Source organism: Streptomyces sp. AM6-12 (genome assembly GCF_044327085.1).
GTDB lineage: Bacteria > Actinomycetota > Actinomycetes > Streptomycetales > Streptomycetaceae > Streptomyces.
On record NZ_JBIQWN010000001.1, the window covers coordinates 135,554 to 148,624 of the forward strand.

At 73.7% G+C, this 13,071-nt stretch carries 10 protein-coding genes; 4 read left to right on the forward strand and 6 right to left on the reverse strand.

The genetic code is table 11. From position 1 onward, the window contains the following. Positions 1 to 6: 6 nt before the first annotated feature. From ACE4Q9_RS00675 to ACE4Q9_RS00700, 6 genes are all read right to left on the reverse strand, one after another. The gene (locus ACE4Q9_RS00675; RefSeq protein ID WP_397982202.1) at positions 7 to 384 is read right to left on the reverse strand and encodes a TraR/DksA family transcriptional regulator; all 378 of its coding nucleotides are present in this window, start codon (positions 382 to 384) and stop codon (positions 7 to 9) included. Positions 385 to 820: 436 nt separating this feature from the next. Then, positions 821 to 3,367, reverse strand: a complete 2,547-nt coding sequence (lanL, locus tag ACE4Q9_RS00680) for a class IV lanthionine synthetase LanL (RefSeq protein ID WP_397982203.1) — start codon at positions 3,365 to 3,367, stop codon at positions 821 to 823. 2 nt (positions 3,368 to 3,369) lie between these two features. Beyond that, positions 3,370 to 3,552, reverse strand: coding sequence for an SflA family class IV lanthipeptide (locus tag ACE4Q9_RS00685; protein WP_397982204.1), 183 nt, complete (start codon positions 3,550 to 3,552; stop codon positions 3,370 to 3,372). Positions 3,553 to 4,167: 615 nt separating this feature from the next. Further along, positions 4,168 to 5,745, reverse strand: a complete 1,578-nt coding sequence (locus ACE4Q9_RS00690) for an FAD-dependent oxidoreductase (RefSeq protein ID WP_397982205.1) — start codon at positions 5,743 to 5,745, stop codon at positions 4,168 to 4,170. After that, entirely contained in the window at positions 5,742 to 6,470 is a 729-nt protein-coding gene (locus tag ACE4Q9_RS00695) for a class I SAM-dependent methyltransferase (protein WP_397982206.1), read from the reverse strand. Before ACE4Q9_RS00695 ends, ACE4Q9_RS00690 begins: the two co-directional genes overlap by 4 nt. A 73-nt stretch (positions 6,471 to 6,543) precedes the next feature. After that, complete coding sequence (locus ACE4Q9_RS00700) at positions 6,544 to 7,746, reverse strand: lycopene cyclase family protein (RefSeq protein ID WP_397982207.1); 1,203 nt, start codon at positions 7,744 to 7,746, stop codon at positions 6,544 to 6,546. 327 nt (positions 7,747 to 8,073) lie between these two features. Here ACE4Q9_RS00700 and ACE4Q9_RS00705 point away from each other — a divergent pair, with 327 nt between their 5' ends. The 4 genes from ACE4Q9_RS00705 to ACE4Q9_RS00720 are packed head-to-tail and all read left to right on the forward strand — an operon-like array spanning position 8,074 to position 12,933. Further along, positions 8,074 to 9,297 (forward strand): polyprenyl synthetase family protein, encoded by a 1,224-nt coding sequence (locus ACE4Q9_RS00705; protein ID WP_397982208.1) that lies wholly within the window; start codon positions 8,074 to 8,076, stop codon positions 9,295 to 9,297. Continuing rightward, positions 9,294 to 10,910: a phytoene desaturase family protein gene (crtI, locus tag ACE4Q9_RS00710; protein WP_397982209.1), complete on the forward strand. Its 1,617-nt coding sequence runs from the start codon at positions 9,294 to 9,296 to the stop codon at positions 10,908 to 10,910. The genes ACE4Q9_RS00705 and crtI overlap by 4 nt, the downstream gene beginning before the upstream one ends. Beyond that, entirely contained in the window at positions 10,907 to 11,932 is a 1,026-nt protein-coding gene (locus ACE4Q9_RS00715) for a phytoene/squalene synthase family protein (RefSeq protein ID WP_397982210.1), read from the forward strand. The genes crtI and ACE4Q9_RS00715 overlap by 4 nt, the downstream gene beginning before the upstream one ends. Beyond that, positions 11,929 to 12,933 (forward strand): DUF5914 domain-containing protein, encoded by a 1,005-nt coding sequence (locus ACE4Q9_RS00720; RefSeq protein WP_397982211.1) that lies wholly within the window; start codon positions 11,929 to 11,931, stop codon positions 12,931 to 12,933. The genes ACE4Q9_RS00715 and ACE4Q9_RS00720 overlap by 4 nt, the downstream gene beginning before the upstream one ends. Positions 12,934 to 13,071 lie beyond the last annotated feature (138 nt).

A 13,071-nucleotide genomic window follows, 5' to 3' on the forward strand; every position in this document is an offset into this window, starting at 1 on the left:
GCGGCGTCAGCACGGGGGACGGCGCGAGCCGTAACGGGCGCAGCGCACACACATGGTGGCCGCCGGACGGATTTCCAGCCGTTCGGGAGATATCGCTCCGCCGCAGCCTTCGCAGCTCCCGTACTGCCCACGCTCCACTCGTTCGAGCGCCCGGTCCAGTTCCTCCAGGTGCTCGCGTGCACGCGCCATCAGAGCGGCCACGTGGGCCCGCTCGAAGGCCGTGCTCCCTCCCTCGGGGTCGTGCTCGTCATCGATTGCGACCAACGCGTTCGCCGCCACGATCCCATCGAATTCGCGGCCGAGCGCGGCCACCCGCGCGAGGGTTTCCGCGCGATCGGCCGCGAGCCGCGCGCGGGGCGTCGCACCGCTGACAGCGTCAGGCATGGCATACGAGGATGGGTCGTCCATCTTCCGGAAACGCGGATCGCCGGTCCGGCAATTCCCCGGACCCACCCGGACGACGCTCGGCCGCCTACCTGCTCCGGCAGGGCGCACCCCGGCAAGCGGGCAGCAGCGACACCACGGCGGCTCAGGCGATCACCAAGGCGTCGGGCCGCGGGGCGAGCACGTTGACCAGGACAGTGGCCAGCTTGGTGCGCCCTTCCCCGGCCGGGGCCGGCCTCCGCAACAGCCCCGCAGGCAGGAGGTGCAGGGTTCCACTGCTGGGCCCGCGGGGCCGGTGCACCATACACTTACCCGGCGATGCGCACGGTAAGCCAGGCACCGTGCGCGGCCCCGCCGAGCGCCCTGCCTGCCGCACCACGTCACCGTTCAGCGGACGCCGTACCGGCGGCGGGGCGACGCGACGCCGGTACGGCGGTCAGTCGACGCGTCCCAGCCGGGGTCCGCCCCGGTCACGCAGTCGTCTGAGGAAGGCCAGGACGCCCGCGGAGCCGCCGGCCCAGGTGGCACTCGGCTGGGCGAGTCCGGTGTCCGGGAACACGGGCCGGGACCAGGTGCCGCCGCTGCGGCTCAGGATGAGCAGCGCGGTGGTCTCGGCCGCGTCCCGGAACTCCTCGGACCCGGACGCCTCCGCGACGTCCACCATCAGCTCACCCACGCCGGCCAGCCCGCAGCACTGCGTGACCAGCGGCATTCCCGGTGCCAGTGCGGCGCAGGCGCGCGCGGCCCGCTGTGCGAGCGCGAGGTACCCGGGATCGCCGAGGCGTTCCGCGGCCCGGACGAGTACGGTCCCGATGCCGGCCAGGCCCCGGCACCACGAAGCGTAGCGACGAGTCGCTCCCGGCCCGGTGGCCGCTGCGATGATGTCCGGCGTCAAGGCGGCCAGACGCGCGATGGCCTGCGCCGAGCGGCTGATCGCGTCCACGTCCCCGGTCACTCCGCCGTATTCGAGGAAGAACCAGGCGACACCCGCCTCGCCGTGGGCGATGCCCTCGCGGAGCGCGGCGCTGCCGACCGAGTCCGAACCGGCCGGAGTCAGCCGGGCGGTGCCCGACGCAAGCATCCGATCGCATTCAGCGGCGACGCCGAGGTGCCGGTCCGCGGCGTGTCGGTGACCGGAGCGCAGGGCGTGTCGGGCCAACAGCAACTGGCCGAGACCGATCCCTGCGGTGCCCGCGATCAGGTCCGCCTCCGGCGGTCCGCCGTCCGGTGCGCGGCCCGGCAGGGCCTCGAACCCGGACCGCACGTCGTCGTCCGTCCCCGTCCCCGCCGCCGACTGTGCCCGCGCGAGAAAGAGTTCGACTCCCGTGCGTCCCGTGTAGAAGCCGGGCGGGAGGTTCCTGGACTGTTCCGCTGTCCATCGCGCCAGCGCGGTGACGGCCGGACGCACGCGGGGCCGGTGGGTGTGGTGGAGGAGTTCCAGTCCGAGTCCCGAACTGCCGCCGTAGACGTCGATCGAGGTGGGGACGTTCAGCCGGGCGGCCCGTGCCGGGTCCAGGATCGCATGCGCTTCGTCGACGCAGAACGCGGTCGTGTGCTCGATGATCTCGTCCAGCAGGTCGTCATCGATCCGCGGCCGGGCAGGTCGGCGCGTGGCCCCGGCCGGGCTGCCGGTGCGCAGGCAGTCGGCAGCGGCGGCCCGTACGACCGGGTCGAAGCTCAGGAGGCCGGAGATCGACAACCGGATCTCCCGGTGGGCCCGACCGGGCAGTGCCCATGCGAGACAGGCCAGCGTCCGGTCCCGGTTGACCGCATGGTCGCTGTCGACGATCACCGGGTCCATGCCGGTGGCGGCGAAGTAGAGGGTCGCGCCGAGTGCATAGTGGTCGTCGGCGGGGGCGGCGGGGCCTGTCGCGTGCAGAACCGGCTCGCTGTATCCGGGGGTCGCCCCTCCCGGTCCGGCACCGTCCAGCTCGCTGATCCCGAAGTCGATCACGTGACAGCGCCCGGAGTCGTCGAGCACGACATTGTCGGGCTTGAGGTCGCGCACGACCACGTCCCGGTCGTGGATCGCGTCCAGGACGCTAAGGAGCCGGGAGGCGAGGACGGAGAGGGCGCGCTCCGGCCGGGTGCCGTCATTTCGGTAGGGACCGTTACGCAGGACCTCCCCGCGCAGGTCCCGGTCGCCGCAACCGCTCATCACCAGGTATTCGTCCGACTGGTGAGCGAAGTAGTCCAGTGCGCGGGGGACGCCCGCCACGCCGTCGAGGGCGGTGAGGACCGCACGCTCGTTGCGCAGCCGGTGCCGGGCGTCCATGCCGGCTTCGTCCTCGCCCACGAAGGCCCTCGCCTGTTTGACCACCACCGGCCGGCCCAGAGTGCGGTCGAGGGCGCGGTAGACGTTTCCCTGGGGTGCGCGCGCGATGCCTGCGGTGACCGCGTAGCGTCCGCCGCCGAGGTGGGGCTCGGACGGCTTGCCGCCGGGCCCGGAGCCGCTCGCGAAAGGGTCCTCGGCCCAAGGCGGGCACCGGTAGCGGCCGACGGCGAGGCCGTCGAACATCCGGCCGTCCGGGCCGGTCATGACGGATTCGAGCCGTCCGCTCCGGCCGGTCCGGTAGTCACCCGTGAAGGGGCCGTAGCGGTAGTAGACCGGTGCCCCCGGATCTACCCGCCGGTCGCTCAGGACCCGCGGGCCCTCCCGGTCGCGCAGTACGGCGACGAGCTCCCGGGCGATGTCGACCACCGTGCCGGCCGCGGGGTAGACGGTGATGGCCTTGCCGACGTTGCCGGCGCCCACCACCCCGGAGTTGAGACGGCGCAAGACCTCGGGGTCGCGGGCGAACTTCGCGTGGCAGACATGCCGGGACAGGACCGCCAGGACGAGCCCGGTCACGGTGTCGAGGTCGCCGGGGCGCGCCGAGACATGCAGTTTCCAGCCGTGCTCCATCGCCGGCATCCGCGGATCGTTCAGGTACGACCACGTTTCGTCGGACCAACCGCTGCGGCCGGCGATGGGGACGGCCACCGCTACGCGTTCAGGTCACAGGAAAAGCGGGTGGTGGCGGTCACCCAGGGGTCGGCGAGACACGCCGTGGGCTCGCGGTCACCGCGGTCGTCGTGCTCGAACACGATCGTCTCGTCGTCGATCTCCAGCGGACCCGCATCGCGGATTCCGTCGGTTTCCAGAAGATCCGGCACGGCTACGGGCATGTGACGCCTCCATGGTGTGTCGTGCGCTGAGGGGCAGGCAACGGCCGACGCGGGTCGGTGGATCCCGCCTGGCCAAGGACTCGCTGCACAAAGGTAAGGAGGGGCGCGCTCACTGACAAGGGGTCAGATCTCACAGCGGGGCCGGGTGGCCCGCGGGCATCGGGACAGGCCGGGCCATGCGGAAGGGGAACATCGGACTCCCCCTTCTCGGAGCAGCGCGCCCAGGCCACGAGCCCGGCGCCCGCGCCACTCCATGAACCGGAGAGCCGCCAACCCGCTCCGTCGTCGGCGGGAGCGGGGACGACGTGGCCGCCGGCCATGCGCCGCCTTCGCCCGGCACCGAACCGGACCGGTCACGCTCGCTGATGAGGCCAGGACGCGGAACGCTCGCGTCCGCGGCCCGCAACGCCCATTGCGGAACCTCCGGTCAGTCGTGGTTCCAGTGCTGGGCGCGGTGCCCCCTGGGCCGCGACGCCCCCGGCAGTGGGGCCGCTCCGGTCAGTGGTCGGCCGCGGCGACCACGCCCGATCGGATCGCGCTGACCGCGCCGGACCAGCGTTCGCCCGTGTTCCCCGAACCGCTGCGCCGCACGGTCTCCCGGCCGGAAGGTGCCCGTCAGGCCCGCCGTCCGCGGCCGGTCGGCGTCCGCCCCCACGCGGCCAGCGCTCTGAGGAGCGCGTTCCGTCCTCGGTCCGGCACCGTCCACAGAGTCTGGCCCCGCACGCCCCACTGCTCCAGCAGAGCGTTGGCCGCGAGGAAGCCGCTCGTGGCCGCCCGCTCCATGAGGGCCACTGGCAGCCCGGTGCGGACCAGGTCGCCGGCCACGACCACGCGTGGGTTCGGGGTCCGGACGGTAGGCCGGTCACGATAGCCGCCCACCGGGAACATCGGGCAGTCCTCATGCCATTCGTGACGGGCATCGAGGACGGTCGCCGGGCCGGTCTCGGGGTAGACGCGGTGCAGTTGGGCGAGGAGGCGCTTCTGTTCGACGTCCCGGGCAGCCGCGGGCGGTACGGCGTAGGCGTGCAGTTCGACGACGGAGCCTCCGGTACGCCCGCTCCAGCGGGCCGCCTCGTCCTCGTAGCGTTCCAGCACACTGATGTTGTCCAGAGTGCCGAAGCCGCTGGTACCGAGGAAGGCAGGTCGGTCGGGTGCGACCGGCCGGTCCAGCCACAGTCGGCTGACCAGGAAGGGCGGGGCGGTGGGCAGCCGCCCGATCCGCTCGCGCCAGGGCGCGTCCCCCAGTTGCCCGCACGAATCGACCAGTGAGCGCAGTCCCGCACTGTCCAGGGCGAGGACGACCCCGTCGAAGTGGCGCTCGTCCCGCTCGCAGGCGACCGCGAGGCCGCCGTCCGCTACGGGGGCGATGTGCTGGACGGACGTGCCGGTGCGGACCTCGGCGCGGTGCCGGGTCAGGTAGTCGGCGAGCGGCTCCCACAGGGCGGCGGGGAAGGAGGCACGGGGAACATCGAACAGCAGCCCTTCGGCGGAACCCAGGAAGTAGATGTGGAACATGAGCGCCATCTCGGCCGCCGACAGTTCCCGCGGGTCGGCGAAGAAGCTGCGGGAGAACACCTCGAAGGCAAGGTGCCGGGCGCTGTCCGGGAAGCGCACGGCGTCCAGGAAGTCATGGGCACTGGTGGCGTCCAGCCGGTCGTACACCTCCGGCACGCGCACGTCGAGGAGCGGCAGGGCCGCCAGGGGGTTCATGGCGCGCAGGTCCGTCGGCCGGAAGGAGGGGCTGAGCGCCACGAAGCCCACCGCGCTGAGCGGCGGGGTGCGCGGGACGTGCCGGAAACTGTCGCGCAGTCCGCCGGCGTGGAGCAGCGGGTAGTCCGCGAGGGGGGTGAGCCGCTCCAGGGCGGGGTCTGTCCGGCGCAGCAACCCGCGCAGGTTGTAGTACTGACGGAAGAACGCGTGGAACCCGCGGCTCATGATCGCTGGAGAGCCGTCGCGCAGCCTGGTCGGCCATCCACCGACCCGGCCGCCCAGGTAGGGCCGCCTCTCGTACACGGTGACGGCCACCCCGCGCTCGGCGAGCACGGTGGCGGCAGCCAGGCCGGCGATGCCCGCTCCGACGACCGCCACCGACGGTGGTTTTTCCCCGACCCGGGGGGCGCCGGGCGCTGCCGGCAGCATCCGGGCCTGCCGGTCGCGGCCCCGGCGTGCGAGGCCCTGGCGCGCGGCCCTCATCCCTCCTCCCCCGGTTCATGCGGCCGCCGCGCCACGAAGGTGTGGGCGATGCCTGTCTGCCAGCCCGGCAACGGCAGTACGCGCACGTGGTCGAATCCGGCCGTGTCGAGCCTGTGCGCGAAGCGCCCGGCGGTGTCGAACTCCACGACACTGCGCCACAGATACCGGTAGAGCAACCCGTCTCCCAGCAAGGTCGCCACAGGCTGCACGACACCCCGGCACACCAGCGTCCACACGGCACGGTCCACCTGCCGACCGCTGAGCGTGTACTCATGCACGCAGAGCCGGCCCCCCGGGCGCAACAGGTCACGCACGACGGCGAGTACGGCGTCGGCGTCGGTGACGTTGCGCAGGACATAGGCCGCGAACACGGCGTCGAAGGGACCGTTCACCCCGGCCTCGGTCAGGCGTTCGGCGGGCGCGTGCACAAAGGTCACCCCGTCCGCCCACGGCTTGGCCGCGGCCCGCCCGAGCATGCCGGCCGAGGCGTCGACGGCCGTGACCTCGGCGGCGGGAAGGAGGGACCGCAGCGCTGCGGTGGACGCCCCGGTGCCGCAGCCGAGGTCCAGCAGGCGCAACCCGTGCCCCCGTCCGGGCAGGCCGATCCGACGCACCGAGCGGCGCAGGTGGGCGTGGTAGCCGGGGTTGGCAGCCACGAGGGTGTCGTAGCTGCGGGAGGCGTGGTCGAAGGCGGCGGCGAGGTCCTCGTCGCGCAGCAGCGTCATGGATTCCTCCGTCGGGGGGGCGGGGAGCACGGGGCCGCCCCGGGCGTCGGCGAGGTGGCGGCAGGGGGCCTCGTCACTGCGGTCCCGGCAGGTCGAAGGGGCGGCGGGGCAGGCGGGGCAGCTCCAGGGCGGAGCGCAGCATCGGGCCCACGGGGGCGCGCATGCCGATGGCAAGGTCCTGGTGCAGGCGGGTCTCTCCGTCGAGGAAGCGCAGCAGTCGCGCCATGGGCACGCGGGCGAACAGGCGGCTGAACAGTTCCGGTCCGTCGGCCCGGCCGCTGTCCAGGGCGCGCAGCAGGACGGCGTCCATGACCCGGGAGCGCGCCGGGTGAGCCGTGGGGGGCATCGGGTGGCGACCGCGGCGCAGCGCCTCGGCGACGGCCCTGGTCTGGCGTTGCACCCCGGCGAAGGTGTATCCGGTGGCGGGCCGGGTCGCTCCGCCGGCGGCACCGATGCGGAAGACCCGGGCACCTGTCTGCCGGGGGATCGGCGCGTCGGTCATCGGGATGAGACCGGTTTCGGTGCCCAGGACGAGCCGGTCTCCGAGCCGCAGGACCTCGTCGGCATAGTGCCGTACGGCTGCCTCGTAGCGGTTGGCGGTGAGGGGGCGTTCGGAAAACTCGGTGTACTCCACCAGCGCCTCGCATGGACCCGTCGGCAGGACGTAGCCGAAGGACAGGCCGTGCTCTGGTTGCGGAGTGCGGAAGTCCATCAGCTCCACCGTGCCTGGGTCGAAGACGGGCCGGGCGGTACGCACGAACCAGCCATGGAAGTGCTGGAGCAGGGTGGTGCGGGCGGCCGGCAGGCTGCCCGGGGGGCGAGAGTCGAACACCCAGCGGGCACTCAGCACGTGCTCGCGTCCGCCGGGGTCCCTCAGGTGGACGTGAGCGCCACCGCGAACGTCCTCCACCGTCTCGACGGTCGCTTCGAGTCGCCGCACGTTGGGGCTGCGAGCCAGGTCACGACAGACGAGGCGCTCGAAGTCGTCGGAGCGGATCATGCGGTATCGCAACGGAGCGATGTCCCCCTCGACCGGGGTACCGGTACGCGGGCGCGTTCTGAGCCGCCGCCACTCGGCCCGCACCGCGGCATCGAACCGGCCGGGGGCGGCCGTCCAGTAGCACCAGGTCCGCGGCGGTGGCCGCAGCGGGCCGGGCGGGGCGTCCACCAGGACGACGGACGGTGTGCGCAGGCCGGGAACGCTCCCGGCGAGCCGGTGGGCCAGCGACAGCCCGGCGGCGCCCGCTCCCACGACGGCCACGTCCGTCTCCGGCACGATGTCTCCCTTCTCCGCCTTCTTGCGGTCCGTCCTGGGGCGACTGGCGACGACTGTGATCCATGGTGGACGGACCGCGACCGGCGGTCCGGGGAGCGGAGCGGTCCCACACCCGAATGCGTGAGCGTTCTCCCGGATTGTGCACCCCGGCGGACGCAGGTCGCCCCCCGTGGCGAGCGACTGAGCGCGAGTCAGGGCACGGTGGACGAGGGCCGTTGCCGGTGTTCCCACGCTCAGGCCGGGTGTTCGCGCATCCGACCGCGCCGGACGCGCCGAAGCAGACGGGTGACGAGGCTGACAGACACCGACACGACGGAGGGAAGCCGGATGCGTCCCACTCAGGCACACCGCGTGGCGAGCGCGTCGTTCTTCGCCGGTTCCGCCGAGGTGCGCGAGGCTGACGCAGATGTGCCCGGCGCTGTCGGCCGTTTACTCGACGAAGTGCTGGCGGAGCGCCTGCGCCGTGCCCGGTCGGCCGATCCCCTCTTCGCGGGGGAACTGGCCGAACGGGTGGCACGCTTCACTCTCAAGGGTGGCAAGCGCACACGTGCGCAGCTTGTGTGGTGGGCCGTGCGGGCGTGCGCCGGCCGCGATCCGGTGGCCGCGGCGGCCGCCCTGCGCATCGCAGGCGCCCTGGAACTGCTCCAGACGTGCGCGCTCGTCCACGACGACGTGATGGACCGGGCCGCCTTACGGCGTGGCGGCCCCGCGCTGCACGCGGACCTGGCCGAGAAGTACGCCGGGCGGGTGGGGGACGAGCGGGCCGGGCGGTTCGGGCAGTCGGCGGCGGTCCTCGCCGGGGATCTTGCACTTGCCTGGGCCGACGACCTGGTCGCGGCGACGCCGCTGACGCCCTGGGCAGCGATGGTGGTGCGACGGTTGTGGAGCGATATGCGCACGGAGATGGTCGCGGGCCAGTACCTGGACGTGCGGGGCCAGATCACGGCGGCGTGGTCGCTGCCCCGTGTCCGGCGCGCCGCCTGCCTGAAAAGCGCCCTGTACTCGGTGGGACGGCCCCTCGCCCTGGGGGCGGCCGCCGCGGGCGCCGACGACGTGACCGCGCGCCGGCTGGGTGACGCCGGCCGCTGTGTCGGCATGGCGTTCCAGCTGCGGGACGACGTGGACGACGTCTTCGGCGATCCGCGGGAGACCGGCAAGGCGAGCGGTGGCGACATCAGGGAGGGCAAGCCCACCTATCTTCTCGCGATCGCCCGCGCGCGGGCCGAGGCTGCCGGTGACGGGACCGCGCTGGCCGTCCTGGAGCGGTGGCTCGGCAACGCGGCACTCACCGAACGTGGCCTTGCGCAGGTGCGGGACGTGCTCGTCGAGACAGGCGCGCGCGACGCCGTGGAGAGCAGGATCCACCGGCTCACCGCGCGCGGGCTGCGGCACCTGGACCGTGCGGTGCTGGACGCGGAGGGCGCCGGGCCGCTGCGCGCTCTGCTGCTCGCGTCGGCCGGGGCGCGGCCGGACGGGGACACCGCACGCCCACGGCCAGCGCACAGCCCGTACGCGCACCCCGTCAGCAGCGGGACGGGGGGTGGCCGGTGACCCGCACCTTGCCCGGTCCCACGGACCACGTGGTCGTCGTCGGCGCCGGACTGGCCGGGCTGGCGGCGGCACTGCACCTGCTGGGCGCCGGGCGGCGGGTCACCGTCGTCGAGCGCGAGGAACTGCCGGGAGGCAGGGCCGGGCGCCTCGACCTGGCCGGTTACCGCATGGACACCGGGCCCACCGTGCTGACCATGCCCGAGCTGGCCGACGAGGCCTTCGCCGCCGTCGGTGAAAGCCTGCGCGAACGGGTCGACCTCCTCCCCCTGCACCCCGCCTACCGAGCCTGTTTCGCTGACGGCAGCACCCTCGACGTGCACACGGGCGCGGACGCGATGGCCGCCGAGGTGGAACGCTTCGCCGGGCCGGCCGAGGCGGCGGGTTACCGCCGGCTCCGCGACTGGCTCCAGCGCCTGTACCGGGCTCAGATGCGCCGATTCATCGACGCCAACTTCGACTCGCCCCTGAACCTGCTCAACGCCGACCTCGCCCGGCTGGCGGCGCTGGGCGGCTTCGGCCGGCTGGACGCCCGGATCGGCCGCTTCCTGAGCGACGAACGCCTGCGCCGGGTGTTCTCCTTCCAGGCCCTGTACGCGGGTGTACCCCCGGCGCGGGCGTTGGCCGCCTACGCGGTCATCGCCTACATGGACACCGTCGCAGGCGTGTACTTCCCCCGCGGCGGCATGCACGCGTTGCCACGGGCGATGGCGGAGGCGGCCACCGGAGCGGGCGCCGAGCTGTACTTCGGGCAGCGGGTGACCCGGCTGGAGCGGTCGGGCGAGCGGGTCACCGCCGTCGTCACCGACACCGCCCGCATCCCGTGCGACGCGGTCGTGCTCACCCCGGACCTGCCCGTCGTCTACCGCCTGCTCGGCCGCCGGCCGCGCAGACCGCTCAGGCTGCGACACTCGCCCTCCGCGGTCGTGCTGCACGTCGGCACAAACCGCACCTGGCCCCACCTCGCCCACCACACGATCTCGTTCGGTGCGGCATGGCACTCCACATTCGACGAACTCACCCGTGCCGGCGCTCTGATGAGCGATCCGTCACTGCTGATCACCCGGCCCACCGCCACGGACCCCGGCCTCGCTCCGCCGGGCCGCCACCTGCACTACGTTCTCGCCCCCTGCCCCAACACGGACATCGGCCCGGACACGGCGACCTGGTCCGATCTAGGACCGCGCTACCGGGACACGCTGCTACGGGAGTTGGAGCGCCGCGGACTGCACGGGCTCGAGGCCGCCATCGAGGCCCAATGCCTGGTCACGCCGGCCGACTGGCACGCCCTGGGGCACGCGGCCGGCACCCCCTTCTCCGCCGCCCACACCTTCTTGCAGACCGGGCCGTTCCGGCCGCGCAACCTGGTGCACGGCACGCGGAACGCGGTCCTGGCCGGCTGCGGCACCACACCCGGAGTCGGGGTGCCCACCGTACTGCTGTCCGGGAAGCTGGCCGCGGCCCGCGTCACGGGTCTCCCACTGCGTCGACGCACTCGCACGCGCCCCCCGGCGGCCCCCGCCCATGGTGGCCGGACGGGCGCCCCGGCCCCCACGGGTTGCCCGGTGCCGCCAAGGACCCCGGCCGCCCGCACGAGCGAAGGCGGGACGGGATGACCGATCGAGAACTGGCCGCGGCCGGCATCAGCGACCCGGGACTTCGCGCTGCCTACCGCCACTGCCGTGCCCTCAACGCCCGGCACGGCAGGACGTACTTCCTCGCCACGCGGCTGCTGCCCGTCGAACGCCGGCCCGCCGTGCACGCCCTGTACGGCTTCGCCCGCTGGGCCGACGACATCGTCGACTGCCTCGTTCCCGGATCCGATGCGCGGGCGGCGGCACTGGCGCGGCTCCAGGCGGAACTGGAAGAGGGGCTGCGACGGGGCGGCAGCGGCGAACCCGTGGTGCACGCACTCGCCGACACCGCCCGCCGCTACGCCATCGACCACGCCCATTTCCGGGACTTCATGGCCGCGATGCGCTCCGACCTGGTCGTGACGGCCTATCCCACCTACGCCGATCTGCGCGCGTACATGCACGGCTCCGCGGCGGTGATCGGGCTCGAGATGCTGCCGGTGCTGGGCACGGTGGTGCCGCGGGAGGAAGCCGCGCCGTACGCCGCGGCGCTCGGCGTCGCCTTCCAGCTCAGCAACTTCCTGCGGGACGTCGGAGAGGACCTGGACCGCGGGCGCGTCTACCTGCCCGTCGACCTGCTCGCCGCTCACGGCGTCGACCGGGAACTGCTGACCTGGAGCCGCGCGACGGGGCGTCCGGACCGCCGGATCACCGCCGCGCTCAGGGAGTTCGAGGCATTGACCCGCGGCGTGTACCGGTCAGCGGCCCCCGGCATCCAGCTTCTCGACCCGGTGGCGCGGCCCTGCATCCGTACCGCCGCCGCCCTGTACGGGGGCATCCTCGACGCCGTCGCCCGCGACGGCTACACCGTGCTGCACCGGCGGTCGGTGGTCGGACGGCGGCGCAGGGCGGTGGTTGCCGCAGACGGACTGGCACGGGTGGTGGCGGCCCGGCTGCGTGCCCGGAGTGGTCCCGTGTGCCGGCCGGCCGACGACACCCGCTCCCTGCCCGCGGGGGCGCTCGCGCCGACGGCGGCCGTCCGCTCCGCCGAGGAGATCGCGTGAACCGCCGTCGCCTGCCGCTGTCCCTGCGCCGCGCCGCCGTGCCCTGGGAACGCCAGCGACCCACCTGGCGCGAGGCACGGCCCGCGGTGATCGCCGGGGCGTTGAAGCGGGCGCAGGCCCGGCCATCCGGGAACTGGTACGTCGTCGGCGCCTCACGAGCTCTGCGCGGGGACGGCAAGCTCGCCATGAGCGTGGCAGGGCACGAGGTCGTGATCTGGCGAGGGCCGGACGGGCGCCCCATCGGCGGGCCCGGGATCTGCCCGCATCTTGGTGCTCCACTGCGGGACAGCCCGGTGCACTGCGGCAAGCTGGTGTGCCACTGGCACGGGCTGGTCCTCAACGGCGACCCGTACGCGGGCTGGTCTCCGCTGCCGGTGTACGACGACGGGGTATTGGTGTGGACCCGCCTGGACGCCGTGGGCGGCGAGGAGCCGTGGGACGCACCGCTCGTTCCGCGCCGGCCCGAGCCCGCGCGCGCCATGGCGGCCGTCTACACGGGGTGGGGTGTCTGCGAGCCCGAAGACGTGGTGGCCAACCGGCTCGACCCGTGGCACGGGGCATGGTTCCACCCCTACTCGTTCGTCGACCTGACAGTGGTGGATGCGCCCGGGGAGCAACTCGGCGCGGACGACGGCCCGGACGCCCTGACCGTCGACGTGTCCTTCAAGGCGGCTGGCCGGCTGGTCGTGCCGGTCCGCGCGGTCTTCACGGCACCCGGCCCGCGCACGGTCGTCATGAACATCACGCGGGGGGAGGGCGCCGGCTCCGTCGTGGAGAGCCATGCCACGCCGCTGGGCCCGGATGAAACCGGTCGGCCCCGCACCGCTGTCACCGAGGCGGTGGTCGCGGCCTCGGTCCGTCCGGGCTTCGCAGCCGTTCGCCGGTTCGCGCCACTGCTGCGTCCCCTGATGCGCGCCGCGGCCGGGCGGTTGTGGCGTGACGACCTGGCGTACGCCGAGCGCCGCTGGCATCTGCGTTCCACGGGTCGTTTCCCCGGCTGAACGGCACAGGGGCCGACGTCCAGGGGCGCGATCGACGCCGCGAGTCCGCGGGCGGCGTGACGGTGAACGGCCGTCCCGCCGAGCGGTGAGCGTCGTAGCAGGCGGCCGTTGCCGCTTCAGCCGTCCCGGTCTCTCGGC

What these genes read in the sequence shown, in the direction of transcription:
- ACE4Q9_RS00695 (WP_397982206.1), bottom strand. Translation starts at nt 6,470, where the DNA reads ATGACGCTGCTGCGCGACGAGGACCTCGCCGCCGCCTTCGACCACGCC.
- ACE4Q9_RS00675 (WP_397982202.1), bottom strand. Translation starts at nt 384, where the DNA reads ATGCCTGACGCTGTCAGCGGTGCGACGCCCCGCGCGCGGCTCGCGGCC.
- ACE4Q9_RS00685 (WP_397982204.1), bottom strand. Translation starts at nt 3,552, where the DNA reads ATGCCCGTAGCCGTGCCGGATCTTCTGGAAACCGACGGAATCCGCGAT.
- ACE4Q9_RS00705 (WP_397982208.1), top strand. Translation starts at nt 8,074, where the DNA reads ATGCGTCCCACTCAGGCACACCGCGTGGCGAGCGCGTCGTTCTTCGCC.
- ACE4Q9_RS00715 (WP_397982210.1), top strand. Translation starts at nt 10,907, where the DNA reads ATGACCGATCGAGAACTGGCCGCGGCCGGCATCAGCGACCCGGGACTT.
- ACE4Q9_RS00690 (WP_397982205.1), bottom strand. Translation starts at nt 5,745, where the DNA reads ATGAGGGCCGCGCGCCAGGGCCTCGCACGCCGGGGCCGCGACCGGCAG.